A 25,619-nucleotide genomic window follows, 5' to 3' on the forward strand; every position below is an offset into this window, starting at 1 on the left:
TGCCTCATTTGAGTGTTGAAGGTCTGACAGGTACTAAAAGCTTATTGATATGCGCTAGAGTAATAAAAAATCGCCAGCTTTAAACTGGTGGCGTGCAAGATCAACTGGGAAGGATAAATTCAATGAAAACAAAGGATGTAACGATTTTAAAGCAGCGGTTGCTGTCGAGTATTCCATCTCGATATGCGCACCTCTCCGCCTTGATGCTCGCGGGCACGGCGGCGGGTGTCGTGACACTTTTGGCGCCGCATGCGGCGCATGCGTACAGCTTCTACAACGGCCAGTATGATGGTCAGCAACTCGAGATCAACCTCGATACGACGGTTGGTTATTCAAATATTTTTCGTGTCAATAATCCGTCCAAGGTGTTGTTGGCCAATGTCAACGGCGATGAAGGCGACCGCCAGTTTCCGCATGGCATGGTTTCGAATGAATTCGAAGTTAACCCGATTTTTGACGTCAAATACGGCAATTACGGCTTGCATGTCAGCGGTGAAGCTTATCTGAACACCGTTTATCTGCAAAAGGGCCAAGATCACTCAGCGGCCACCTTAAACCCGATTTCGATTACCGATCCATCGAGTTTCACGAGTGCGACGCGCAATCAGAATGGTGAAAATGCCAAGCTTCTGGATGCCTTTGTTTATGGCTCGGAGTATTTTGGGGCGAATAACCAGCAGGAAATCACTGTTAAAATTGGCCGTCAGACTCAGCTTTGGGGGCAGAGCCTGTTGATCGCCGGTGATGGTATTTCCGCGGCCATGGCGCCGATTGATATTCAGTTCGCGCAGAGCAACCCGAATGCGCTGGCCTCGCAGGTGTTCCTGCCGACCGCGCAGGTGGTCGTAACCTATCAGCCAAACACCGTATATACCCTGCAGGCTTATTATCAGTCTGAATGGGCGCCGGATAATTTCCAGGGTGTAGGCTCTTATTTCAGCAGCGCAGACATTCTCGACAAGGGTGGGCAGCGGATTCTTGTTGGAGGTCCTTATGGGCTTTACCGTATCAAGGATAACCGCCCGCCGATCGGTAACGGCCAGTTCGGTGTCTCCCTACAGGCGACGCTTGGTAATTTCGATCTTGGCGTGTATGCGCTGCGCTATGATTCCAAAACGCCTGAGATCTATGTTGGTGCACCAGATCCGTCGAAGGGGCCGTCAATTCCTCAGGGCGGCGTAAATGCGGGCAGTTACTGGCTGGTTTACCCACGTGACTTGCAGTTGTACGGTGCTTCGATCTCCACCACCATTGGGCCAGCTAACGTCGCGGGAGAAATTTCGTATCGTCCGAATGTGAATTTGGACAGCGGTTTGGGTGGTTCGGCCTATCCCGGTAATGCGAATGGCTCCCCGGCCTGGGCCGTCGGCCGCGTGTTGAACGAACAGATTTCAACTTTGTATATTTCGCCACCGTTACCGCTTGATCCAGGTGGTTTGTCGTTCCTGGGCGAATTTGTATCAAACACCGTGCTTGGCGTGTCAAAAAACAAGGCTGCGTTGGCTCCAGGCCGCGATGCCACGGCTGGCCAGATTGCCTTTCAGCTTACCCCGACCTACTTCTTTGCTGCGGTTCCAAATGTTCAGTGGAACTTTCCGATCGGCTTCGGCATGGGCGTGTTTAACCGCTCGCAGTTCGACCAAACCGAAAACAATGGCGTTGGCCACGTAAATGTCAGTATTCAAGCCATTTACAAGCAAACTTGGACGGCCGAGGTGACCTATTACGACTATCTCGGGAAGGCTAACGCGCTCAATCCAACGGCCGATCGCGGGTATGTCGGATTCAACCTTACGCATACATTCTAAGAATCAGGGAAGAAACAACCATGAAAAGAAGAAGTTTTGGTTTGATGGGTGCAGTCAGCGCGGCGGCGATGAGTGCGGGGGTTGGTCTTCCGCAGAGGGCACGCGCGGCGCTGACGACGGCGGATGCCGACCGGCTCAAGAGTGAACTAACCCCGATCGGCGCCGAGCGCGCGGGCAATGCGGATGGTTCGATCCCGGCCTGGACCGGCGAAAATCTGCCGCTTGAGGGCAGCGGCCCATGGGGCATTCTGCCTGACTACTTCGCCAGCGACGCGAAGATTGTCAGCATCAATGCCTCCAATATGGAGCAATACAAAGACAAGCTGACACCCGGCACGCAGGCGATGATGCAGAAGTATCCGGACTTCCGGATCGATGTGTATCCGACCCATCGTACCGCGATTGCCACGCAGGAAGTGTATGACAACGCGTATAAGAACGTGACGGGTGCGGTGCCGGCCGCGGGCGGTTCGCGCTTTGGCGTTTCGGGTGTTTACGGCGCCATTCCGTTCCCGATCCCCGACCCGAACGATCCGCTTGAGGCTGGCGCACAGATTATTCAAAACCATTCCTTCCGGTGGTTCGGCCCGTATCAGACGCGCAATCTCTGTATTTATACAATGATCGATGGCCAGTTGGTGCTGGCCACGGGTGACCGGGTGACGCAGTCCTGCCCTTACTACTTCCCCGGCGGTGATGCTGCCTCCTTCGACAGCGGCCCTCACAGGGGCCAACTGCGCAACTTCCTGGGGCCGGTGTTTGCCCCGCCGCAGTCCAAGGGGCAGATCTACATGGAGCTGAACACGACGAATCAGCTGGAGAATCCGGTCAAGATCTGGGAATATCTGGTGGGTCAAGGGCGTGTGCGCCGCGCGCCGGAACTACAGTATGACACGCCGGAAACGCAGGCCAACGACCTTATCAATTATGACGAAAGCTACGGTTGGTACGGTTCGCAGGACAGGTACGACTGGAAGTCGCTCGGCAAGAAGGAGATGTACATCCCCTACAACAACAACAAGCTGTGGAATGCAACCCAGTTTGAGGCGCATGGGAACCATTTCATTAATCCGGATCTGGTGCGGTGGGAACTGCATCGTGTATGGGTGGTTGATGCCACGTTGCACCCAGGTGAGCGTAACGTGCTGCCGCACCGTGTGTTCTATGTTGACGAGGATACATGGACCATCGCGGCGACTGACTCCTACGATGCGCAAGGCAATCTGCTTCGCGTTGTGCATATCTTCAATGAAAACCGGCCAGATATTCCTGCTGTTTCCATGGGAACGCCGGCGTTCTACAATTTCCAGACGGGCAATTATGTGACTGTGCAGGCCCCCTGGAATTCACCGCCGTATAACCAGCCCTACCTGCTGACGCCAATTCCCGATAGCACGTTCAATCCGCAACAAATGGCGGCGGCGGGTCAGTATTAAGGAGGCGCCGCTCCCAAGCGGCAGCCTGACCAGCGGTGTGCCTCAAACAGGGGTTTTGTTTGGGGCGCACCTTTTGTCTTTTTAGCCTAGTGCGTTCGTGATCGGTGAAGTGAGTACGATAATAATGCCAATACGCCGCCATTTTACTGTTATTCTGGGCCTGTTGTGCATGCTGATCTCGACGCCGCTGCGGGCTGACGGTCAGGTGCCAACGGGTATCCGGCCGCTCGATACACCAGCGTTGGCAGCCAAGGTGCCGGATCAGGTAACGCTGATTGCCATTACGAAAGCCGGTAACAGGCTTGTGGCGGTTGGTGAACATGGTGTGATTATCTACTCTGATGACAATGGCAAAACCTGGACGCAGGCGCGCGTGCCGGTTAGCGTTCTGCTAACGGCGGTTGCTTTCGCAACGCCGGCGCAAGGCTGGGCGGTGGGGCATTATGGGGTGATTCTCCATACGTCTGACGCTGGCGCCACTTGGCAACTGCAGCTCAATGGCATCCAGGCAAACCAGCTTACACTTGACGCTGCCAACCAGGCCGTTGCGCAAGACCCGAATTCGGAAGTAGCCCAGCGTGCATTGCACCGGGCAAATATATTCATGGCGGCCGGCGCGGATAAGCCATTTCTCACCGTTTTGGCGCTGAGCGCGAATGACGCGATTGCCTTCGGGGGCTACCGTATGGCGATGAGAACAACAGATGGCGGAAAAACCTGGACTGACTGGAGCCTGCATATAGGGGATCCGATCAGCCATAATCTCTATGATGTGGAGCAAATCGGGCCGTATATTGTTATCGCTGGCGAGGCTGGAAATGTCTTCATTTCAACTGACGGCGGCAATGATTTTCCAGCTGTAACGGCACCCACTGATGCGACCATGTTTGGCGCTGTTGCAACAGGCGATAACAACGGGGTGCTTGTGTTTGGTGTCGCGGGGCAGGCGTATCGCAGCGAAGATGGCGGTAAGACCTGGCAAACGGTACAGACGTTTGGATCAGAGGCCAATTTGCTTGCCGCGCGCACGCTCGCATCGGGCGTCATTGTCGTCGTCAGTGAAGCGGGTGTGATCTATGTTTCCCGCGATCATGCTCACAGCTTCACCCGCTTGCCGGAACCTCAGAAAATGGGCCTGTTTGATCTTGTGCAGGCTGCGAATGGTGATGTCGTGTTTGTCGGAAATCTTGGTGTGCAGCGTGTTCCTGCCCAAGATTTCGGCGTAAATTAGAACGGGGGAATTTCGTGACCATTCATACTGATCCATCGCCCGTCATTGCCGATATTTCCCAATTTGATCGAAAGTCCGGTTCATTTCTGGAAGGACTGTTGTTTAATCATCGGCCGATTATTCTACTGGCCTGCCTCCTGGCAACTTTGTTCTTTGGCTTCTCGGCGACGCAGATAAAACTGAATGCAAGCTTCGAGAAGATGATTCCGACGCACCAAGCGTTTATCGTCAATTTTCTTAAGCACTATGACGAGCTGCAAAGTCAGGGGAATGCTGTCCGCATCGTGGTGAGCGCCAATCAGGGCACGATCATTGACGCGCACTATCTCTCGGTCCTGCAGAAGATTAGTGACCAGGTCTACCTTCTGCCGGGCGTTGACAGAGGGTATATGACCTCGCTCTGGACGCCGCTGACACGCTGGCTGGCGGTCACCCCCGACGGGCTTGAGGGGGGGCCTGTAATCAGCCAGTATTATGATGGCAGTCCCGCGCAGTTGGAGATCGTCCGGCAGAATATTGCGAAAACGGGAAAAATCGGCGAACTCGTCAGTCCTGATTTCAAGTCGAGCATGATTTATGTGCCGTTGATGGAGAACGATAATCTCACGGGAAAACCGTTGAACTACGGCGAGCTTGCACGGGATTTGAATGGCATACGCAAGGAATATGCCTCCCAGGGAGTGACGCTGCATATTGTTGGTTTCGCCATGGTGGTTGGCGATATGATCAACGGAATCAACGAAATTCTAGCCTTCTTCGCGGTCTCAATTCTGATCGCGACATGCGCGTTGTTTTGGTATACGCGCTGTGTGAGGAGCACGTTGCTGGTGGTAACGGCCTCTCTTGTGGCCGTCACTTGGCAAATGGGGTTACTGCCGATACTCGGCTTTGATCTCAACCCCTATTCGGTGCTGGTGCCATTCCTGGTGTTTGCCATTGGTATGAGCCATGGCGCGCAGAAAATGAACGGCGTTATGCAGGATATCGGGCGTGGCACGCATCCGCTGGTCGCCGCACGCTACACGTTCCGGCGGCTGTTCCTGGCCGGGTTCGCGGCACTTACCTGTGATGCGGCCAGCTTTGGCGTGCTGATGACCATAAAAATCGAGGCGATTCGCGAGTTGGCGCTGATTGCCAGCATGGGTGTGGGTATCCTGATCTTCACGAACTTGATAATGCTGCCAATGTTGCTGAGCTATACAGGGGTTAGCCGCAAGGCGGCGGTGCGCAGCATGCGCACCGAAATGGCTGAGGAAGGCGGGCGGGTCTCACATCCGTTATGGGATTTTCTCGATCTGTTTACCCAGCGCCGCTATGCCACCATGGCAATTTTTCTGGCGGTGATCCTTGGTTGCGTTGGCTGGTATGTTGGCCGTGGTGTGCAGGTTGGCGATTTGAACCAGGGCGCACCGGAGTTGCGGCAAGCCTCGCAGTACAACAAGGATAATGCATATATCCTGAGTCATTATTCGACCGGCAGTGATGTACTGGTCGTAATGATTGATACGACGCCGGGGCAATGCACCGACTATAAGACAATTTCAACAATTGATGGTCTGGAATGGCAATTAGACCAGATGCATGAAGTGAAGTCCACGGAGTCTCTCGCATCCTTTGCGGCCATGGCCACGATGCTGTTGACCGAGGATGCGCCTAAATGGGACGCGCTTGATCTTACGATGACCGATTATATCGTCTACGCGCCGAGCCGTCTGGTGAATCCAGATTGTAGCTTTTTGCCGCTCTACGTCTCACTCGTCGACCATAAAGCGGCGACACTGGACCATGTGGTCGCGACCATACAGAAATTCATCGCAAACCCGGCTAACCAGGGGGCCGGTTTTAAAATCTCCCTGGCAGGCGGCAACGCCGGCATTGAAGCCGCGACCAATATCGTCATCAAGCAGGCCAATGATCAGATGCTTTATCTGGTTTATGCGGCCGTGATTCTCTTCTGCTTTGTAACCTTCCGTTCCTGGCGGGCGGTGCTCTGCGCGGTATTGCCGCTTGTCCTCACCTCAATTCTCAGCCAGGCGCTGATGGTCTGGTTACACATAGGCATCAAAGTGGCGACGCTTCCGGTGATTGCGCTTGGTGTCGGCATAGGTGTCGACTATGCTCTCTATGTACTGAGCATTTGCCTTAAACAACTGCGGGCAGGGGCGAGCCTTTCGGACGCTTATCATCGTACGCTTCTGTTTACGGGAAAGGTCGTGCTGCTGACCGGGTTTACCTTGGCGGCCGGTGTGGTGACCTGGGTATTCGCCCCGATTAAATTCCAGGCTGACATGGGATTGCTGCTATCGTTCATGTTTGTATGGAACATGCTCGGCGCGATGATTCTCGTTCCCTCACTGGCGTATTTCCTGCTCCCACAATCATTGTTCAAGCCCGCCGTGGAATCCCAGTGAGGCATGGAAACAAGGGGCGGACCAAAATAGGTTAGTTGTTTTCTGTCCTGGCGATGCTTTCTGCGGATGGCATTGCGGGTAACGAGTATTGTGCGGGCCGTCTGACTTTGAAGCAGCGGCATTTGGAACGGTTGTCAGCAGCCGTTAAGGATCGCTTTGAAGAAAGGTCTATGGCATGGCTTCTGAACCGCGGATTTTGAAGGATATCGTCGTCGTGGATTTGGGCGCCGGCATGGCGGCCGCACTGGTTTCAAAATTTCTCGGTGAATGGGGCGCTGAGATAATCCGGGTAACGCCCGCGCAGTCCGATCCGTTTGGCACGATCTATCCAGCCTATGAAGTCTGGCGCCGTGGCAATAAATTTGACCATGAGGCCGCACACTCCACGGTGGCGTTCAACCGGTTGCTTGCCCGGGCGGACATTTGCATTACCGGCGGCGAGGATTACCCCGGCCTGGCAAGACATGATGCGACGGCTTTGGCGGCGCAGAATCCGCGTTTGATCGTTCTGGATATTGAAGCTTATCCGGCTGGAACCAAATATGCTGGCCGCCCCGCGACGGATGTGCTCGTGCAGGCACGCTCCGGGCTCGCTTATGAACATTATTCCAAACGCCCGCTGGTTATGAGCTTCGCGCCTGCGAGTTACGGCGCTGCATGCCGTGGTCTGGTGGGGCTATTCGCAGCCCTCTACGAGCGCGAGGGCAGCGGGAAGGGGCAGGTTGTCGCGACGTCGTTATTTGAAGGGGCGTTGAACTGGGCGGCCGGGTTGTGGTGTGATGTCGACAAACCCACCGAGAATACGAAGTTTGTTATGCCGAAGGACCCGTACCCGCTGATCTTCCGCTGCGCGGACGGGGTGTATGTGCATATCGTGATCGGTGCTGCGGGTTCTAAATACCGCATGTATCAGGCACTGGAGATCGACGACCCGAGTGTGCTGCCCAATGACAGCGGGATGCCCAAGCCCACCGATGATCCAAAAAACTTTTTCGGGAACATCGATCTTCTGGCCGAGCATGTGGCGAAAAAACCAAGTGGGGAGCTGCTGGAGCGAATTTGGGCACTCGGCCTGCCTGCCGAGCCGGTGCTCCCGCCCGGCGCATGCTGGGATCTGCCGCAGATCCGGCATAATGGCACAATTGTCACGGATGCTGATGGTACGCGCCATGTTGGTCAGCCGATTGTCATCGAGACCTGCGAAGCCCCCTTCGCCGGGCCGCCTAAACAGGTGGGGCCGCGGCCTTTGGATGGCGTGCGCGCCATCGATTTCGGCGCTTTTGTCGCCGGGCCCTACGCTTCGCTGGTGCTGGCGGATCTTGGTGCGGAGGTGATCAAGGTTGAAACCCCGGCGGGCGACCCGAATCGCAGTATTTTCCGGTCGTGGTCGCCGGTGAACCGAGGCAAGCGTGCGATTTCAATTGACCTGAAACACCCTGACGGGCTGGCCCTGGCGAAAATGCTCTGCACGAAATCTGACATTGTCACAAGCAATTTCAGGACCGGCGTTTCCGCCCGGCTGGGGATTGATCCGGATAGTTTGCACGCTGAAAAGCCAGAACTTATCGTGCTTGAGAGCCCGGCCTATGGCAGCAGCGGTCCGCTGGCGGAACGCGCTGGGTTTGACCTGGTGATGCAGGCCTTGTGCGGGCATGAGTACCGGGCGGGCGGCAAGGGCAATGAGCCGTTGTGGAACCGGACTTCCATGGTGGATTATGCCGGCGGTTTGCTCGGAGCCATCGGCGCGCTTGCGGCGCTGTATCATCGTGCCAGGACGGGTGAGGGCACGACGGTTAACTGTGCCCTCGTGAGCGCCGGTATTTATCTGCTCTCAGAGCTTGTGCAGCGGCCTGATGGCCATTTTGAGGGTGCAGAGCCATTGAATGCGTCGCGGACTGGTTACGGCCCCGCGGAAGCGCTCTATGAGGCTACTGATGGTTGGATCGCCATTGCCGTGCGTGGCGCTGCCGCTGGGGCGGCTTTGGCGAAGGTGCTGGGGCTGAGCGGCGCCCTGACCGGCGAGCCGATGCAGTGGGGGGCCGGGGAGGCCAACCTGATTGCGGACGCGGTGCGCGCGAGACCGGCGGATGAGCTGCTCGGCGCGTTGGATGCGGCCGGCGTGTGGGCTGAAAAATGTCTGAAAAACAATGAGCGGGAAATTTTGAATGATCCCAGCCTGCATGCCGCCGGGACAATCCGCAGCGCATTTCATCCGCAATCTGGGGAGGTGCGCGAGCTTGGCCCGATGCTACGGTTCTCGCGTTCATCGACTGGTGTGCCCGGGCATGCGCCGCTGTTGGGTGAGTCGACGCGCGAGGTGCTTGTGGAGATAGGTATGAGCGAGACGGAGATTGACGCGCTTTGGGCAAAGAAGGCGGTCTCCTGAAACTGGTTTGCTGATTTAACGGGAGGCGGGCGCCTGCCGTATGATGGAAACGACAAGGACATAATTTCATGCTGGATGCTGCTTTGCTGAACCCGTTTGACGTTGATCCACACGACGAGCTTCCGCATCCGGCGGAGGATAAGCCGAATTGGACCGAGTACTACTATTTCTTTGGCTTCGACAGGCAAGCGGACCATGCCATCAGTTTGCATATTGGCCGCGAGCCGACGGATACAGACATCTGGCGCGCGGTGATTGGCGTTTATCTTCCGGGCGGAAAACTGCTGGTGGGACGCTATTTGGGGCGGGACGGCACCGCGGATGGTCCTGGCGCGGGACCAATGCGCGTGCGCTGCCTGGAACCAATGCGGCGGTGGGCACTTAGCTTCGATGGATTACTGGAACAATCCGATCGTGTTGCCGCGGCTAACCACCCGCATCCAAGCGCAATTGCCGAGGTGGCGAAATTTGATCTTGTGTTCGAAGGCGCCGCGCCGATGTGGGATCTTGGAAAGAGCGATCTGTCCAAAGGTTTTGTGTTTGTCGCGGATGACACAAGCGAGGAGTCAAAGTCGCATCACTGGGAACAAATCTGCAAGGTAGGCGGCAGCCTCACGGTTGCCGGCAAGACGCTGGCTTTTGAGGGCGCGGGCAACAGGGATCACTCCTTTGGTCCGCGCGATTATACCCCGATGGTGAGCAGCATGTGGGTGAATGCGTATTTCCCCAGTGGCAAGGCGCTGATGCTGATGGGAACGAGGGTTGGACCGTTCTTCATCAAGGGTGGTTATATCTTCCGCAACGATGGCAACCCGCTGGAGACAGTTCGTTTTATTGAGGCGCCAGCGGGTGAGGGCGAGGCGGCGCCCCTTGCCAGCGTGGCGGCTGATCCGTTGGCGGACCCAGCGCAGAGGCATTTTCGGGTTGTGGTGGCGACGGCCGCGGGATACGAAGTGATTACCGGAGAGCTGGTACATGCCCTCTCCACTACGAATTTGTCGCCCAATCATGAACTGCTAGGCACGGATATGGCTTTTTCAGGGAAGGGATTCCAGTTCTGCGAATGCCCCACGCGCTATTCATGGAATGGCGAGGAGGGCATGGGGCATTTCGAACGGATCACGCAATTGCGTTCTCTTCATGCAACAGGTGTGCTGCCATGATCCGCGATAAAGATTTGCATCGCTTTATTACCTCCATCTCCACGGCGCTCGCTGGGCCGGTCATGGGCGATCTGCAATCGGATGGGGTGCGCAGGTTGAACGGCATACTGCTGTTGTTGCTGGACCGGATTGCCTCGGATTTTATAGACGGGAATGCCATTGCGGCGGAAACCCTGCGGCAATGGGAAGAGCTGGAAGGCGAAGTCGCGGCGGTTGGTTTGGCGGCGGCAACGCGAGATTTGGAGCAGCCTGGGCAAATTCGCGAGACGCTGGATCGACGGATGACATCCGTGCAGAAACAGCTTTGCGCGCCGGAGGCTTTTGACGATTTTGTAGAGCGTCTGCGTGCGAAGGATCCGCAAGCGCGCGCATGGATGCAAAAAGCTTCCGGGGCATTGCTGCGGGTGAACCAGGCCTTTGAGGATAGTTTTTCCGCACATGGCAACCGTAAGGCGGAGGTGGCGGTTGACAAGGCAAGCGCATTGCGCACCGGCCTCGCAGCTTATCTGAAGCAGCGCTATCCTCAGTTGCCGGATGATCCTCTGGAAGAGTTTGTTGTTGCATCGGGGGGATTTTCAAAAATCACGGCGCTTTTCACGCTGCCCGAAAATGGCGTTTTGCCGCGGCGGCTGACGTTGCGGTTGGATATTCCGAACGCGATCACCCAGGCGGTCTTGAGTGATGAATACCCGATTTTGGAGCGAGTGTATCAGCTTGGGCTGCCGGTACCCAAGCCTCTGTTTTTCGAGCCGGATGCAAGCCATCTGGGCGGAGCTTTTGTCGTCACCACGCAGGTTGAGGATGCCAAGGTGGCGGGCTCGCCGTTTTATGAGGACCGCCGGAAGGGGGGCACGAATATCGGGCCGCAATTCGGGAGGGAAGTTGCGCGCCTGCTCGCGGATCTGCATCGCGGCACGCTGGAGGCCGCACCCGATCCGGCGATCGCCAAGGCACGTGATGACATTATCGCAACACTGAGCGCCGAGTGGCGGGCGCTGGAGAAACCGGCGTTCTCGCTGGGGCTCGATCTTGGCCTTGCCTGGCTGGCTGCGAATCCTCTACCGCCGGAGCGGCCGGTTACGTTGATCCACGGTGATTTCGCGCCGCATAATGTGCTGACGCGCGATGGCCACGTTGTGGCCCTGCTCGATTGGGAACTGGCAAAACGCGGTGACCCGGCGGAAGATCTGGCGCAGGCCAAGATGCTGATGACCGGCGGAATTATCGGCTGGGATGATTTTGTGGCAACCTATGTCGAGGCCGGTGGCCCGGCAATTGCCTGCGACCCGCATGCTGTGGCCTATTATGCGATTATCGTTTTCCTCCAGCATGGCGTGAACGAGACGCGGCTTCGTAACAATTATCTGAACGGGACGCGCGGCGATATCGAGGCAATGATCTGCGCCAGCCATTTTCAGGATAGGCTCAATCTCTACCAGGCAAAGTCGTTGGCTGAAGCCTTGGCGCTGGAAACATAACGCCGCGCCGCCAGCACTGAACTCTAGGAGGAATGCTTAAATGAAAGCCATTGTTTGTCGCGAGTTTGGGCCGATAGAGAAGCTTCGCTATGAGGACCTTGCCCGGCCCGTTCCGGGCGTTGGGGAGGTGTTGGTTGAAGTGCATGCCGTGGGCGTGAACTTTACGGATGTGTTAGCGGTGGAGGGCCGCTCGCAGTTGAAGCGGAATTTCCCGATTGTTCCTGGCGTGGAGGCCGCTGGCGTGGTGTTGCGGACGGGGCCGGGTGTTACTTCTGTGAAGCCGGGGCAGCGCGTGTTGGGAACGTGCATTTCTGGCTCTTATGCCGAGGAAGTCATTTTCGAAGAGCATGAAGTGTTCCGGATTCCTGATGATATGGATATGCGTGCCGCCGCGACATTTTATGTCGCGTCGATGACTGCGCATTATGCCTTGCATGACAGGGCGAAGTTGCAGCCCGGTGAGACGCTGCTGGTATTGGGAGCCGGTGGTGGCGCCGGTCTGGCGGCGGTGCAAATTGGCAAGGCGCTGGGAGCAAGGGTTGTCGCCGGAGCGTCCTCGGAAGAAAAGCTGGTGTTGGCGGCGCGCTTTGGTGCCGATGCGGGATTGCAATATCCCAAGGGGCCGCTTGATCTTGCTGGTCAGAAGGAATTGGCGGAGGCATTGTTCACGCATACAAAAAACACTGGCGCCGCATCACCCGTTGAGGTCAAGATCAGTTCCGTCCGCGACGCATCGGGATACCATGTGATTTTTGATGGTGTCGGCGGAACTTATGCTGAACCGGCACTGCGCTCGCTTTCCTGGGAGGGGCGTTACCTTTCCGTTGGTTTTGCCGCGGGCGTGCCGAAAGTATCGCTCGGGCCGATATTGTTTAAAAATGCCGTGGTGATGGGTATTCAGCCGGCCGAGGATATTATCCGCCAACCTGGGCGCAGCCCCGAGGCGATGGAAAGGATGCTGGGATGGTATGCAAAAGGCTTGCTGCGTCCCGACATCAGCGCGGTGTTTCCGCTGAGAGATGCTGCTGAGGCCATGCGCCTGCTTGCTGAGCGGAAAGCAACGGGGCGTGTTGTGTTGGTGACGGATCGGGCGGGGTGAGGGCGAGCAGCTCGCTAAAAAATCAGGACGCTTTCTTTGCGCGAAGCGCCCCGATTTTATCTGATTATGTTAAAAATTATTTGGCGACGTACACGATGTGATTTTGCGTGAACTCGGCGAGCCCTTCAAGACCAAGTTCCGACCCCATGCCGGATTGCTTGGCGCCACCAGCTGGAACATCAGGGTGGACGTTCAAATGTTGATTTACCCAGACGATACCTGAGTCGATTTTCATCGCGACTTCAAGGCCGCGTTCCGGATTCGCGGTCCAGACCGTGCCGCCCAGGCCGTAGGTTGTATCGTTGGCGCGGGCGATCGCGTCGTCGATACTGGAGTAGCGGAGCACCGGCAGCACCGGCCCGAACTGCTCCTCGCGGACGAGGCGCGCGTTATCGCCAATGTCGCGGACAATGGTGGGGCGGATAAAATAACCCGGACCTTCGGGGAATACACCGCCCGCGATAATTGTGCCCTCACTGCGGGTGTCTTCGATCAACGCTTTGACTTTTTCATACTGCGCTCTGTTTTGGAGCGGTCCCATCTGGACACCTTGCTTCATGCCGTCCTCAACAATGGCGGCATCCGCCAGAGTCGCCAGTTCGGTGCACATTTCCTCATAGAGTGAGTCATGAACGTAGAGGCGTTTGATCGCCAGGCACACCTGGCCGGCGTTGATCATGGCGCCGGCGAAAATTTTTGGTGCGACCACTTTGGGGTCGGCGTCGTCGAGCACAATGCCGACATCGTTGCCACCGAGTTCAAGTGTGACGCGCTTGAGCGTACCGGAAGCACTTTCCATGACTTTTTTGCCGGTGGCGGTGGAGCCGGTGAAGGAGATCTTCGCGACATCCGGGTGCTTTGTGAGCAGGCCGCCAAGGTCGTTGAGGTCGGTAATCATGTTGAACACGCCAGCGGGGAGGTGCTCATTGCAGATTTCGGCAAATCGCAGGCTGGAGAGAGGTGTCGTGGGAGCCGGTTTCGCCACGACGGTATTGCCGGCGAGCAATGCGGGCGTGATTTTGACCATCAGGATGGTCATCGGATAATTCCAGGGTGTGATCGCGGCGACGACACCAAGCGGCGTGCGATGTTCGACGATTTTTTCCCGCTCGTCTTCTTTCAGGATTTTTGTAGGAAGTTCCATGCTGCCGAGAATACGCAGCATGGCAACCGCGCCGCCGATTTCACCCGTTGCGTCAGCGAGAGGCTTTCCTTGTTCAGTGGTCAGCAGCCTGGCGAATTCCTCAAGCCGAGCTTCCAGGCTGGCGGCAATGGCAAAAAGTCTGGCGCGGCGGGCTTCAATGGTGAGTTTGGACCACGCGGGGAACGCAGCTTTCGCCGCCTGCACGGCAGCTTCAACCTGTGCGGCATCGGCGCGCGGGCAACGGGTGATAATCTCCCCTGTTGCTGGATTCAGCACGTCCATGTTCAGAGCGCCGGGCGTGAGTTGCCCGTTGATAAGTAGGCGGTAATCGTTCATTTTTTTCTCCCTAAATTTATCTGGTTTAAACAAGCCGGGCCTCATAATTCACATGGTAGGTAAAATCATCCGGCCATGAATGCGCGTATTTGTTTTCTTCAATTTTATTTTAAACAGCTGTGGGCACCGGATAAATCCTATTCCCGTATCTTTGCTGACAGTCAATATATGAATTATATAATGATCATTAACAACTTATTTGACGATTTCCGCATGAACGGCTTATGCCGCGCTGCCTTCAAAGGGCACGGGATGCTGCCGCCAGGGGCAGGCCGGAAGCCGGGGGATTATCCAGGTGTTCGAATTTGGTCAGTCACCTCTTCTTCTGCAAAATTCATCAATTAAGGCCAAAAATGCTGCCATAATGCGGGTGGATAGATCACGAGCAACAGCTCGACGACGATAAGTGCCACGATGTACCATTCGACACGCAGGTTACTCTCGCTCTGCACGAGCCCCAGGAGGGTCTGCATCGTCCCCGAAATAACATCAAGTTTGCGGTCAAGCGCGCGGTCGCGTTCACGCAGCTCATACTCCTCGGCAAGCCGGGCGTAGAGTCGCTCAAGCTCCGGGTGCTCCCAGAGCAATTCAGGTTTTTCGCCAATTTCAACACGGCCGACCATCTTGTGCTGGATCAGCAAAACCTTGCCGATATGGCGCATCAATTCACGCCCCCTGCCACGGTTTCGCGCCCTGATCGCGAGATCAGCCGCCAGGGGGTCGATCCGGTCGAAAACAGTGGCCAGACGCATCTCGTAATGTGATAGAATGACACTTTTCGCCAAGACGATGGCAATGGCCTGAAGCCGCTCTATGTTCATCTCCCGAATCACGATGACGCCCGTGGTATCGACCTGCTCCTCGGCCGCGGGATCAACGCGCAGCCGAGCGTCATCCTTTTCGCGGACTGCCAGCGGCTCGGTCAGCAGTGGGGCAAGATGGTCCAGAAACGCCTGCTCAACGGCGTCGCTGGCATTGAACAACACCAGAGCCCCGTAGCGGAACACAACAGCGGCGCCATCCTGCGGAAGCCGCAGCACCAGCGGTGCCGTATCCAATGCCCCCTCCACCTCCAGCGGCCGCGGGTCGAGGCGTTCGGCCAGCAGCCACGTGCGTACCCTGATAAGCTTTGAAGCCCAGGTTTTGCCCATTACGTCTTGCATGGTAATATTCCTGTTGCGTTATCGCCTGTATGCCCGCCAAGCCGCGCGGCCAACCGGATCAACGCATGATCAGGTTTAACCGGAAGGTTCAGGCTAAACGCATGAAGGTGAGCATTAAAGTAAAAAGTGAGCGTCTTGCCGCCGATCCTGGTCAGATCGCGTTGTGGCATCCCGCGATGGCACGCGCGGTGGCGCCATTGGCGTCAATCCGGGCGAAAGGCCATCCGGCGGCCCCGGTTTCAATCCAAAACTCTTGAGAGCGGGGCATTTTCGCCAGCACCGCACAAAAAATATTCTCCATCAGCTGCGTTCAGGGCAATGGCGCCGCATGGTCTTTGCCGCTTTTGGCCTGCCGTAACCGGGCTAAAAACGCAGTCGGGGACACACCATGAAATGCGGCGAAAGCCCGCGTGAACGAGGTATGCACAGGGTAACCAGTCCGCCGCGCGATTTCAGAGAACGGAATGTCTTCAGCCTCAATGAGTTGGGCCGCTCGCATCATGCGGATCCGGGTGAGATAGGCCATAGGCGGCATACCCATGATGGCCGCGAACCCCGCCGCAAAACGTGACCGCGAGACGCCGACCGCGTGCGCCAGGCTCACAACGGTCCAGGACCGGTCAGGCCGCGAGTGCAGCAGAATAACCGCCGCATTGACCCAGCGCGTGCTTGGGGCACGAACCTCCATCGGCTGGTCTTGCCAGGAGTCATGGTACATGCCGCGCATGCTGTGCACAAAACACAGGCTCGCCAGCATGCTGCCGAAGGCGGATGCGCCCGGCCCGCGCAAGGCCTCATGCCATTGCTTCGGATCACCGGCCAGCGCCCGGCCATGAGGGGCTGCTCCGGTCTTGGACATAACCAGAACCGCCGGTGCCGCGCGCACCGCCCGGGCCGCAGGCGACAGATAGGCAAGTTCCAGCACACACGACATCACGACCGCCAGAACCGGAAGATTGCCAACCGCAATATGGCACGGTTCCTCCAGCGGCGGGGTATCGATTATGACCTCTTCCTCCAGCACCGGCCCGGAGACGCCACTCAGGCGGTGCTGGTCACCGTAGAACATCAGCGCCGTCTCGCCGCTCTCCAGGCGTATGGCCGGAGCCTGCTGGCTGCTGGCATCAAGCCAGACGCAGCCTTCCAGCACCACATGCAGCACCGGACGCCCGGCCTCTGGAAACACGGCCGCCACGCCGCCAAGCTCGACAACCGAGACACGGGCCTCAATAACCCGCAAGTCGCGCAGCAAAACCTCGCTGAGCTGGCCCGGGGGCCTGGCCTGCCTATCGGTGGGCAAGCCGGGCCTCACATTGCGCGTGAGATGATTCGAGACAGTTTCGGTCGTGCATGAGTTTGGCGCTCCGCCTGCCTTTTGGCTCAAAAGTCTAAATGCCTTTCCTGGCGCCGCGCAAGCGCTGGAATTAAGCCGGAGGGCGAGACATCACGTCCGCGCTCGCCTTCGGCTGCTCGATCAGCCCCAGCAAGCTCATATCCCTCAGATATTTGTGGATATATTCCTCGCTGAGTTGAGGCACCTCCGGCCCGGCCGGGATGGTCTTCACCATGGCCTCAAAGTCCGCGCTGCTAACCGGCACCGGGTTGGGCGGATGCGGCGCCGCGAAGTATCCGAGGATCGACATCGAGGATTTCTGCCGCTCATTATCAGGCAGGTTACGCAATTTATCCTCAAACCTGCGGGCCCATTCCTCGTGATCGTTGATCCGCTTTACGGTGTAACCCGCGCTCTCCACCCAATCCACCACCGTGTCGAGCGACAAACCGTCGCCGTGGTGAACATTGATCAGGTTGTAGCTGAAGAAACCACTATACGGCCGGGCGCCAATCTGCTGCATCGCCGCCGCGAGGAAATTAACCGGCAACCCGTCATAATGCGCAGGCTGGCGTTCGCCGTTCGGGCCAAGCTCGTAGAAGGATTTTGGCGCGATCCCCGTTTTCACGAGGCTGAACAGCAGCCGCGTGAACATGTCGGTGACATTGATCTGCCCCAGATAACGGGCATGAGGCATGATCATGCCGGCACGGAATACATTCACCGGCAGGCCGAATTCTTCATTTGCTTCGCGCAACATAACCTCGCCCGCCCATTTGCTCGCCCCGTAGCCGGATGCGTACATGTCGATCAGCGGCATCTCCGGCGCGCCCTTGCGCACGTCCATCGACTCCGGGCCGCGCGCGAGGTCGGCGCCCATATGCGGCACCGCGACAGAGGATATGTAGTCAAATCGTTTGAGCCGCTCCGTCAGCGCCAGACGGATGAGTTCCGCCGTGCCCAGCACGTTTGGCTCGAAAAGATTCCGGTAGGAGAGGCGGTGATTCACCAGCGCGGCGGGATGCACGATGTGATCCACCTCATAGGCAAGCCGCGCGAAGCTTGCTTCGCTCAGCCCAAGCTTTGGCGTCGCGAGATCGCCGGGCAACATCTCCAGGTGGCGGGAAGCAAGTGTCTGGAAGCGCTCGGCCAGGTCGTGGTCCAAGGTGCCGATGGCCTCATCCAGCCGCGCCCGCGCCGCCTGCGCATCCGCGCCACGGATGATGCAAATGAGCTTACCGTCAATCCTGGCAAGCTGCTCCAGCCATTCCAGGCACAGAAACCGGCCAAGAAAGCCGTTCGCACCTGTCAGAAGCACTGTCCTGCTGACACTGACAGCCGGCGCGGCGACCTTCGCGGCGGCCAATGTTGCCGCATCTAACAGCACGTCAAGTTTGAAATCGGTGGCGCGCACCCGCTCCGGATCAGGATGGATCTGCTTGTAGCGTTCCAGTGGCCCGGCATTGCTGAGCGCATCGTCGATATAGGCAGCCAGGCGCGAGGCGCTGGCCGAGGGATGCAGCACAATGCTGACCGGCACCGAAATTCCGAACATCTCCTCGAACAGCAGCGTGAGGCTCACCGCGCCGAATGAGTCGCCGCCAAGGTCGGCATAGCTCTGGTGATTGCCGCCATGAAACGATGCCAGACCAAGATTTGCCTTGAACGCGCCGGCAACGCGATCAAGCGTTGATTGGCCAGCCCCTCCCTCGCGCAGCAATGCGAGTTCGTCCTGCTGCTGGCGTTCAATCTCCTGATACATGGCCTCAAGCCTGCCGGCGTAACGCCGCTTCAGATTGGGCCGCAACGGCTTGCGCACGCTGGAGAGAAGGCCGTTTTCAAGGGTGAAAGCTTCCCGCTCGATCAAAACATCGCGCGGCACCTCGAAAGATTTCAGCCCTGCATCCCGCGCCGCGTTCTGGAGGTCGCCAAGTACAAGCTCCCTCAGCTCAGAATCGCTCGGCGCGTGGCCAAGCCGCGCTTGGGCAAGCTCAAGCGCCGGTACGGCCACGGCAAGCAGGAAGGAGCGCTGGGAGCTGCCATAAACGTAGATCTGTTTTATGAACTTGCTCTGGGCGAGAAACACGGCTTCCAAAGGCCCGATGGCCACAAACTCAGCCTGGGAGAGCTTGATGACATTGTTCCGCCGATCGACCCAGACCAAATACCCCGGCTCTTGCTCCTCCATAACGTCGCCGGTTTTAAGATAGCCATCCGCGTCGAAGATCGCCGCGCTCGCCTCCGGTCGCTTGAAATATCCCTTGATCGTGAGGGCGGTTTTCACCAGCAGCTCACCGCGCGGGAAGGGCCGGTCCGTTGTGTAATAGCCAAGTTCAGGCACATCGGCGAGCTTGTAATCAAGCACAACGCGGGGAACGATCCTGTTGAGCCAGGTCATCGCGCCGCCGCCCGCTTCCGTGCAGCCATAGCCTTCGATGATGGGGATATCGAAACATTCCGCCATGAACTGGCGCACTTCCGGCGCGGTGGGCGAGCTGCCAACGCCACCGGCGTTCAGGCGGTCACCCAGGAAGGAGTTTCTCATCTCCTCCCGGACGGCTTCATCGGCGTTTTCGCGCGTCTCGCCGGCAGCAAGCCGGCGCTGAACCTCGGATTGATAGTGCTGATAGACCAGCTCGCACACACGCGGAATGAAGGTGATGAAAGTGGGGCGCGCGATGCGGATATCCTCGAATAGGGAGGACATGTCGCTCTTCAGCGTGAAATAAACGGTGCCGCCCTGCGCAAGGGCGGAATGCACCATGTTGCGGCCCATAAAATGGTTCATCGGTGCATAGCCCATGGCCACGGTCGGCACATAAACCGGCATCCAGCTCCAGAATTGAATGCTGATCGCATCATGGATCAACGCACCTTTCGGTGTGCCCGTGCTGCCGGAGGTGTACATGATCATCGAGATATTGTCGCGGCCGCGCGGCGAAGGCGGCAGCGGCTCGAACACGAATTGTCCGCCATGGCTGACCGCTTCGGCGAATGCCGTCAACCTCACCGTGCCGCCATTTTTCGCGAGCCGCTCACGCGATGCTTCAAGCAACCGGCGTTCAGCATCAATCTGGTCATCATAATCGATCACGATCAGGCTGCGGATCGTGTTCTGGCTGCACGCATAATCAGTTGCGAGCGCCAGATTGTCGATATTCGCAACCATGGTGACCGGCGCGGTATCGCGCAGCACCTCTTCCATATCCGGCTGGGACAGATTGGCCTGCAGCGGCACGCACACCGCCTGGGCATAGATGCAGGCCAGATCAACCGCCGCCATCTCGGCGCCGGTGAAGGCGATGAACGCGACCATATCCCCCGGGGCGACGCGATGGTGCGGATGGTGCCGCCAGAAATTCGCAATGGCCTCAACCTGCCCGTGAAGCTGCGCGTAGCTGATGGTTTCGAATGCAGGCAGATAATGCCTGAAGCTTTCCCCCGTGCGCGCATCCAGCCTGATCTCGTAGGCGCGCGACCCCATGGCGGGGCGGCCGGCGTAGCCGTTCAGCGTCGCGGCGATGATTTCGCGATATGATATGTCAGGCTCTTGAATCCTGCGCGTCACATCCTCCAGGGGCTTCAGTGCCTTGAGCTGCGGATCAGCCTCGGCCATTTTCCAGATACGCACGCCCGCTTTCTCGATAAGATGCTGCTGGTTGAAGTCCTGGACCATTTTTTCCCCCTCATTATTGGCATTAGAGGGGTAAGCTAACATTCACGCAGTCAGCCTGCCACGGTTTCTCCCATCATATATCTCGCAAATCGTCCAGAACATTTAACGATTAATCCAGCACGCGCGGGCAGTGGCTGTCCCGCGGGGGGCTGATCCGGCTCATGCGCCGTGCCGCCGATGATCCGCCGCTGGTTTCAGAGCATGAACGCGTTGGCGGCAACGAGATATCATACTGTTTAAACCGCGGCGCTGATCAGCTCCACCGGCGCGATCAGATTTCGCTCGAGATTATCGATCATGTTCGCAATTTTCTGCGGCGCCGTCCCGCCCATTAGCTGGTGCAGGCCAAGCCGCGGCGGCCCTTCGCTTTGGGCCATGCGCGCGCGCATCTGCTGGAAGAACGCGATGGCGAATGCACGCCGGTTGCGCTCCTTGCGAACCACAAATCCGGCCCCCTCCAGCAGGTGCCGGTAGGTGGCGGTGGTTTCCACGAAGCTCGCCTCGGGCGTCGCGGCCCAGGGCAGGGGGAAGTTCAGCTCCGCCGAGATATCCTCGCGCATCACATCATAAATGCCGAACAGGCCTCCGGGTTTGAGCACGCGCCGCACCTGTTCGAACAGCCGTGATTTTTCCCTTATGTTCATGCCGGCATGCAGCATATAGGCGCCATCGAAGCTGCCCGATTCGAACGGCAGATCAAGCGCGCTGCCATGCAGATAGGCCACCTCGCTCTCCAGCCCCACATGCCGCGCCAGGGTTTTGGCGGCGCGGACATAGTCCTCGGTAATATCAATGCCGGTCACCCGGCATCTTTGCTCATGGGCGAAATAGCGCGACGCGCCGCCCAGCCCCGCGCCGATGTCGAGCAGGAGCATCCCCGGCTTGAACCCCAGCTCGGCGGCGAAGTCCACGGTCGCCTGTCGTCCGCCGATGTGGAATTCATCGATGGGCGAAAGATCGGCGGGGACGAGGTGGCTAAGGTTTTTTCCCGTGGCGGCCAGGGCGTCGAAAATGTCGCGCTCCAGTGATCCGTGCGCGTAGTGCCGCGCGACTGTTTGTTCGAGTGTCATGGTGCCGGCTCCCAATCCGAGTGAGAAGCGCGGCCAGCATACGTCCATGCTGGATTTCTGTAAAAGGGCAATTGCAGGTCCGGCGGCTTGACGCGGCGCGTGGAATCCTAAAAACATCAGCTCAACCGGGGTGCCTGCAATCCGCAGGCTGAGATCAAACCCGCTGAACCTGTCTGGGTAATGCCAGCGAAGGGAGTGCATATGAGACTACACCGCCGTACCCTGTTGTCCGCCGCCACCGCGAGCGCCGCTCTGGCCGGCCCGCTTGCCCGCGCCGCAATGCCGCAAAAATTCACGGTATTGCTGGATTGGTTCGTCAACCCAGACCATGGGCCGCTGTTCGCCGCCAAATACATTGGCGCCTATGCCCGCGCGGGGCTCGATGTGGCGCTGATCGCCCCCACCGACCCCGATCTGCCGCCGCGCCTGCTCGCCGCCGGCAAGGCGGATGTGGCGCTCAGCTACCAGACCCAGCTTTATCTGCTGGTGGACCAGGGCCTGCCCGTGCGCCGCATCGGCACGTTGATCGACAAGCCCCTGAACACGCTGACCGCGCTGGGCGGCCGGGGGATCACCACCCTGCACGACCTCAAGGGTAAAAAGATTGGCTATTCCATCGCCGGGGTGGAGGAGGTGCTGATCGGCACCATGCTGAAATCAGTTGGCCTGGCTTTGAGCGATGTCACGCTGGTCAACGTCAATTTCAACCTTGTCAGCGCGTTGCAGAGCCATGCGGTGGATGCCGTGATCGGCACCTACCGCACCTATGAGGATATTCAACTGGCCCAGGCCGGGCTGAACCCGGTGATCTTTCTGCCCGAGGATTATGGTGTGCCGCCCTCCGACGAGCTGATCATGCTCGCCAACCTGAAGGCGCTGGACAACCCGGCCCTGCCGAAATTCATCGCGGCGGTGAAGGAAGGCGCGGATTATCTGGCCCTGCACGGCGATGCGGTGCTGGCGCAGTTCCTTAAGGATAATCCGAGCCTGAACGACAGACTCGACATCGCCTCCTGGCATGCGCTGCCGGGCGCCTTCGCGGCTGACCCGGCGAAGCTCGATGCCGCGCGCTACACCCGCTACCGCGATTTCATGTTCGCCGCCGGACTCATCAAAAAATCCCTGCCGCTGGATACCTACGCGGTGGAGATCAAGGCCTAAGGTGGAGACACCTCCCGGGATTTTGGTGCGGGATCTGTCGCTTCATTTTGGCGGCGTCACCGTTTTCGAGGGGTTGAGCTTCGAGATCGCCGCGCAAAAATTCACCGCGCTGCTGGGGCCGAGCGGGGTGGGCAAGACCACGCTGCTGCGCATCATCGCCGGGCTGGAAGCGCCCGCCACAGGCGGCGTTGCGGCAACTGACCGTGCACCGCTCGCCGGGCGGATCGCCTATATGGCGCAGCAGGATTTTTTGCTGCCCTGGGCCAGCGCGCTGCGTAACGTGATGCTTGGCGCCACCTTGCGGGGCGCCAGGCCGGAGCCTGAGCGGGCCTTGCATCTGCTGGAGCGGGTGGGGCTGGGCGCGCAGGCGCATGCGCTGCCGCAGACCCTCTCGGGCGGCATGCGTCAGCGCGTGGCGCTGGCCCGCACGCTTTATGAGGACCGGCCGATTGTGCTGATGGACGAGCCGTTCTCCGCGCTGGACAGCATCACCCGGCTCAAAATCCAAAACCTGGCGGCGGAACTTCTGGCCGGGCGCACAGTGCTGCTGATCACGCATGACCCGCTGGAGGCCTGCCGTCTTGGCCATGCGCTGTTTGTGCTCTCCGGCGCCCCGGCGCGGCTGAGTGAGCCGCTGCACGTGCCCGGCCCGCCACCGCGCGCGGCCGATGATATTGCCCTGCTGCAGACCCAGGGCGCGCTGATGCGCACCCTCACCGAAGCAGCCGCGCCATGAGGGGCGCTCGCCCAGCCACCACCTTCCTGGTGTTCCTCGCCCTATGGTGGCTGGCGGCCCGCTATTCTTCCGTGCCGCCCTTCATGCTGCCGCCGCCTGGTGATGTTGCCGTGGCGTTGTGGACGCAGCGTGGCCTGTTGCTGGCCAATACGCTGGTCACGCTGGCGGAAATCCTGCTCGGCCTGCTCTGCGGCACGCTGCTGGGCGGTATCGCGGCGCTGGGAATCGTATTCTCCCCCGTGTTGCAGCGCTGGCTGATGCCGGTTCTGGTGGTCAGCCAGGCAATCCCCGTGTTCGCGCTGGCGCCGTTGATGGTGCTGTGGTTTGGCTTTGGCATGGTGGCGAAGATCATCATGGCGATGCTGGTGATCTTTTTCCCCGTGACCGCCAATTTTGCTGACGGCCTGCGCCGCACGCCGCCCGGCTGGCTGGATCTGGCGCGCACGATGAATGCCAGCCCCTACGCGATGCTGCGCCACATCCGCCTGCCGGCCGCGCTGCCGGCCTTTGCCTCCGGCCTGCGCGTGGCCACCGCCATCGCCCCCATCGGCGCGATCATCGGTGAGTGGGCCGGGGCCTCCTCGGGCCTGGGCTACATCATGCTCAACGCCAACGCGCGCATCCAGACAGCACTGATGTTCGCGGCATTGTTTATCCTGGCGGCCCTCACCGTCGCGCTTTATGTGCTGGTGGACCGCCTGTTGCGCCGCCTGCTTTATTGGGCGCCCGATACCACCGGCGGCTGAGCCGCGGCGCCGGAGCCATCCCCCGGCGCCTGCGGCGTGGGGGCTGGCGGGTTTTCCAGCGCATCCCAGTCAATCGGCGGCAGGTCCGATACTTTTTCGCCGTTAATAGCCACAGTACCCGCGCCATAAACCACATGCATGCCCAACGTCTGCCCACCGCTATCGCTGCTGGAGAGATAAGGTGAGAGCTGCGCCTGGATCGCGCTGATCCTGTCCTGCGTCTGTGGATACGCGCCGGTTATGGCGGCGGAGAATGCGTCTAGATGGTCCGCGGTGACATCCGCCGTGCCCGAGGGCTGCGCCTTGGCGTCAAATTTCACATTGCCGCTCGCATTCAGCGTGCTCGGCCCAGCCACCAGCTTCAGGCTGGCGCTGGCATTCCCACCCCCGGCCGCCCAGGCACGCGCCGCCTGCAGCATGATTTTGCCGCGATCCGCCCTGTTCGCCGCCGGCAGGGCGTTGAATTGTTCGACCAGCGCGTCCCAATTGGCGGGAACCGGGCCGGAGAGGTTCATGCTGACCGCCAGCTCCGTGACACTGCCGCCAAAGGGCACCGAGCCCAGGCGGGTGAGCAAGGGCGAGAGCGAGATGCCTTTAAAATCATCGGTCCAGTTTAAGGCCGAGCCGGAGGCACCGGCCGCGCGGTTGATGGTGGCATGGGAGTTGATGCTGTCGATATGCAGCAGCAGCAGGCTGCCGCCGCTGGCCAGAAGATTGATGTTGCTGGCTGAAAAATCGGAGGCCTTGAACGGGTCGATTTCTTTGTTCGCCAGTGCGTCGAGGTCGATCTGCTGGGTCAGGGCGATGTTGCCGAACGTGGCGGCGACGCTGGCGCGCGGCGTGTTGATGGTGATCTGCCCCGGCAGGTTGTAATGCAATATCTGCGGGTCAGCCGCGTCGATCTCCATGCCGAAACTTGGCAAAGTGACGGAGACGGGCGGCCGGGCCGGGTTCGGCTGCACGGTAATCTGCATATTGGTCAGCGTCACGCTGGCCGCCAGCGGTGAATAACCCCGGTTCATGCGGCCATAGCTCACGGTAATGTTGCCCTGGTTCTGCATGCGCGCGGCCCAGTTGGCGAAGCCGTCCTGCATCTGGCTCTCCGTCCACCACCAAAGCCCGAGCCAGACGGCCGCCAGGACCACCACGGCCATGCCCAAAACTCTGCCGATGAACCGCATGGTAAAAACTCCGTTCGGGCTATATTTATGCGGCCATACTGCCCCACCCTTGACCATTGGC

19 protein-coding genes and 1 riboswitch are annotated in these 25,619 nt (G+C 58.9%); of the genes, 13 read left to right on the forward strand and 6 right to left on the reverse strand.

All coding sequences use genetic code 11. The features are described 5' to 3' along the window. Positions 1–122 precede the first annotated feature (122 nt). The 8 genes from QQJ84_RS01845 (at position 123) to QQJ84_RS01880 (ending at position 13,012) form a co-directional block, all read left to right on the forward strand. Positions 123–1,808, forward strand: coding sequence for a DUF1302 domain-containing protein (locus tag QQJ84_RS01845; RefSeq protein WP_284256216.1), 1,686 nt, complete (start codon positions 123–125; stop codon positions 1,806–1,808). 20 nt (positions 1,809–1,828) lie between these two features. Continuing rightward, positions 1,829–3,244 carry a DUF1329 domain-containing protein gene (locus QQJ84_RS01850; RefSeq protein ID WP_284256217.1) on the forward strand — a complete coding sequence of 472 codons (1,416 nt, stop codon included), beginning with the start codon at positions 1,829–1,831 and terminating at the stop codon, positions 3,242–3,244. A 169-nt stretch (positions 3,245–3,413) separates the two neighbouring features. Then, complete coding sequence (locus tag QQJ84_RS01855; protein ID WP_284256219.1) at positions 3,414–4,475, forward strand: WD40/YVTN/BNR-like repeat-containing protein; 1,062 nt, start codon at positions 3,414–3,416, stop codon at positions 4,473–4,475. 14 nt (positions 4,476–4,489) lie between these two features. Further along, the gene (locus tag QQJ84_RS01860) at positions 4,490–6,886 is read left to right on the forward strand and encodes an efflux RND transporter permease subunit (RefSeq protein WP_284256221.1); all 2,397 of its coding nucleotides are present in this window, start codon (positions 4,490–4,492) and stop codon (positions 6,884–6,886) included. 175 nt (positions 6,887–7,061) lie between these two features. Beyond that, a complete protein-coding gene (locus QQJ84_RS01865) occupies positions 7,062–9,272 on the forward strand; it encodes a CaiB/BaiF CoA-transferase family protein (protein ID WP_284256222.1) in 2,211 nt (736 codons plus the stop codon). A 68-nt stretch (positions 9,273–9,340) separates the two neighbouring features. Continuing rightward, entirely contained in the window at positions 9,341–10,435 is a 1,095-nt protein-coding gene (locus QQJ84_RS01870; RefSeq protein WP_284256223.1) for a DUF7065 domain-containing protein, read from the forward strand. Further along, the gene (locus QQJ84_RS01875; protein ID WP_284256224.1) at positions 10,432–11,913 is read left to right on the forward strand and encodes a phosphotransferase family protein; all 1,482 of its coding nucleotides are present in this window, start codon (positions 10,432–10,434) and stop codon (positions 11,911–11,913) included. The genes QQJ84_RS01870 and QQJ84_RS01875 overlap by 4 nt, the downstream gene beginning before the upstream one ends. A 40-nt stretch (positions 11,914–11,953) precedes the next feature. After that, positions 11,954–13,012 (forward strand): NADPH:quinone oxidoreductase family protein, encoded by a 1,059-nt coding sequence (locus QQJ84_RS01880; protein ID WP_284256226.1) that lies wholly within the window; start codon positions 11,954–11,956, stop codon positions 13,010–13,012. Between the two features lie 76 nt (positions 13,013–13,088). Here QQJ84_RS01880 and QQJ84_RS01885 read toward each other — a convergent pair whose 3' ends face one another. Further along, on the reverse strand, positions 13,089–14,492 hold the full coding sequence (locus QQJ84_RS01885) for an aldehyde dehydrogenase family protein (protein ID WP_284256227.1): 1,404 nt from the start codon (positions 14,490–14,492) through the stop codon (positions 13,089–13,091). A 75-nt stretch (positions 14,493–14,567) separates the two neighbouring features. Here QQJ84_RS01885 and QQJ84_RS01890 point away from each other — a divergent pair, with 75 nt between their 5' ends. Then, positions 14,568–14,837, forward strand: coding sequence for a hypothetical protein (locus QQJ84_RS01890; RefSeq protein WP_284256228.1), 270 nt, complete (start codon positions 14,568–14,570; stop codon positions 14,835–14,837). Here QQJ84_RS01890 and QQJ84_RS01895 read toward each other — a convergent pair. Beyond that, the gene (locus tag QQJ84_RS01895) at positions 14,834–15,655 is read right to left on the reverse strand and encodes an RMD1 family protein (RefSeq protein WP_284256229.1); all 822 of its coding nucleotides are present in this window, start codon (positions 15,653–15,655) and stop codon (positions 14,834–14,836) included. The genes QQJ84_RS01890 and QQJ84_RS01895 overlap by 4 nt on opposite strands. Positions 15,656–15,720: 65 nt before the next feature. Here QQJ84_RS01895 and QQJ84_RS01900 point away from each other — a divergent pair, with 65 nt between their 5' ends. Then, on the forward strand, positions 15,721–15,912 hold the full coding sequence (locus QQJ84_RS01900) for a hypothetical protein (protein ID WP_284256230.1): 192 nt from the start codon (positions 15,721–15,723) through the stop codon (positions 15,910–15,912). Between the two features lie 53 nt (positions 15,913–15,965). On the opposite strand, the gene QQJ84_RS01905 is transcribed toward QQJ84_RS01900, so the two are convergent. From QQJ84_RS01905 to QQJ84_RS01915, 3 genes are all read right to left on the reverse strand, one after another. After that, entirely contained in the window at positions 15,966–16,955 is a 990-nt protein-coding gene (locus tag QQJ84_RS01905; protein ID WP_284256231.1) for an AraC family transcriptional regulator, read from the reverse strand. Between the two features lie 124 nt (positions 16,956–17,079). Next, positions 17,080–20,664, reverse strand: a complete 3,585-nt coding sequence (car, locus tag QQJ84_RS01910) for a carboxylic acid reductase (RefSeq protein WP_284256232.1) — start codon at positions 20,662–20,664, stop codon at positions 17,080–17,082. 236 nt (positions 20,665–20,900) lie between these two features. Continuing rightward, entirely contained in the window at positions 20,901–21,734 is an 834-nt protein-coding gene (locus QQJ84_RS01915) for a class I SAM-dependent methyltransferase (RefSeq protein ID WP_284256233.1), read from the reverse strand. A 116-nt stretch (positions 21,735–21,850) separates the two neighbouring features. After that, a riboswitch (TPP riboswitch) is annotated at positions 21,851–21,946 on the forward strand. On the opposite strand from QQJ84_RS01915, the gene QQJ84_RS01920 reads away from it, so the two are divergent. The 3 genes from QQJ84_RS01920 to QQJ84_RS01930 all read left to right on the forward strand — a co-directional run bounded on the left by QQJ84_RS01920 (position 21,936) and on the right by QQJ84_RS01930 (position 24,377). After that, on the forward strand, positions 21,936–22,895 hold the full coding sequence (locus QQJ84_RS01920) for an ABC transporter substrate-binding protein (protein ID WP_284256234.1): 960 nt from the start codon (positions 21,936–21,938) through the stop codon (positions 22,893–22,895). (Overlaps the previous riboswitch by 11 nt.) A gap of 1 nt (position 22,896) precedes the next feature. Continuing rightward, positions 22,897–23,631 (forward strand): ABC transporter ATP-binding protein, encoded by a 735-nt coding sequence (locus tag QQJ84_RS01925; RefSeq protein WP_284256235.1) that lies wholly within the window; start codon positions 22,897–22,899, stop codon positions 23,629–23,631. Beyond that, complete coding sequence (locus QQJ84_RS01930; RefSeq protein ID WP_284256236.1) at positions 23,628–24,377, forward strand: ABC transporter permease; 750 nt, start codon at positions 23,628–23,630, stop codon at positions 24,375–24,377. The genes QQJ84_RS01925 and QQJ84_RS01930 overlap by 4 nt, the downstream gene beginning before the upstream one ends. Here QQJ84_RS01930 and QQJ84_RS01935 read toward each other — a convergent pair. Next, entirely contained in the window at positions 24,347–25,558 is a 1,212-nt protein-coding gene (locus QQJ84_RS01935; protein ID WP_284256237.1) for a DUF2125 domain-containing protein, read from the reverse strand. The genes QQJ84_RS01930 and QQJ84_RS01935 overlap by 31 nt on opposite strands. Positions 25,559–25,619 lie beyond the last annotated feature (61 nt).

This window comes from Acidocella aquatica (assembly GCF_030160635.1).
In the GTDB taxonomy this organism is placed as follows: Bacteria; Pseudomonadota; Alphaproteobacteria; order Acetobacterales; family Acetobacteraceae; genus Acidocella; species Acidocella aquatica.

Bases quoted from the DNA above. Each gene is read 5' to 3' on its own strand.
- QQJ84_RS01865 (WP_284256222.1), top strand. From the start codon at position 7,062: ATGGCTTCTGAACCGCGGATTTTGAAGGATATCGTCGTCGTGGATTTG.
- QQJ84_RS01890 (WP_284256228.1), top strand. From the start codon at position 14,568: ATGAATGCGCGTATTTGTTTTCTTCAATTTTATTTTAAACAGCTGTGG.
- QQJ84_RS01870 (WP_284256223.1), top strand. From the start codon at position 9,341: ATGCTGGATGCTGCTTTGCTGAACCCGTTTGACGTTGATCCACACGAC.
- QQJ84_RS01915 (WP_284256233.1), bottom strand. From the start codon at position 21,734: ATGACACTCGAACAAACAGTCGCGCGGCACTACGCGCACGGATCACTG.
- car (WP_284256232.1), bottom strand. From the start codon at position 20,664: ATGGTCCAGGACTTCAACCAGCAGCATCTTATCGAGAAAGCGGGCGTG.
- QQJ84_RS01900 (WP_284256230.1), top strand. From the start codon at position 15,721: ATGATCAGGTTTAACCGGAAGGTTCAGGCTAAACGCATGAAGGTGAGC.
- QQJ84_RS01880 (WP_284256226.1), top strand. From the start codon at position 11,954: ATGAAAGCCATTGTTTGTCGCGAGTTTGGGCCGATAGAGAAGCTTCGC.
- QQJ84_RS01875 (WP_284256224.1), top strand. From the start codon at position 10,432: ATGATCCGCGATAAAGATTTGCATCGCTTTATTACCTCCATCTCCACG.
- QQJ84_RS01930 (WP_284256236.1), top strand. From the start codon at position 23,628: ATGAGGGGCGCTCGCCCAGCCACCACCTTCCTGGTGTTCCTCGCCCTA.
- QQJ84_RS01895 (WP_284256229.1), bottom strand. From the start codon at position 15,655: ATGCAAGACGTAATGGGCAAAACCTGGGCTTCAAAGCTTATCAGGGTA.
- QQJ84_RS01920 (WP_284256234.1), top strand. From the start codon at position 21,936: ATGAGACTACACCGCCGTACCCTGTTGTCCGCCGCCACCGCGAGCGCC.
- QQJ84_RS01850 (WP_284256217.1), top strand. From the start codon at position 1,829: ATGAAAAGAAGAAGTTTTGGTTTGATGGGTGCAGTCAGCGCGGCGGCG.
- QQJ84_RS01885 (WP_284256227.1), bottom strand. From the start codon at position 14,492: ATGAACGATTACCGCCTACTTATCAACGGGCAACTCACGCCCGGCGCT.
- QQJ84_RS01855 (WP_284256219.1), top strand. From the start codon at position 3,414: ATGCTGATCTCGACGCCGCTGCGGGCTGACGGTCAGGTGCCAACGGGT.
- QQJ84_RS01845 (WP_284256216.1), top strand. From the start codon at position 123: ATGAAAACAAAGGATGTAACGATTTTAAAGCAGCGGTTGCTGTCGAGT.
- QQJ84_RS01935 (WP_284256237.1), bottom strand. From the start codon at position 25,558: ATGCGGTTCATCGGCAGAGTTTTGGGCATGGCCGTGGTGGTCCTGGCG.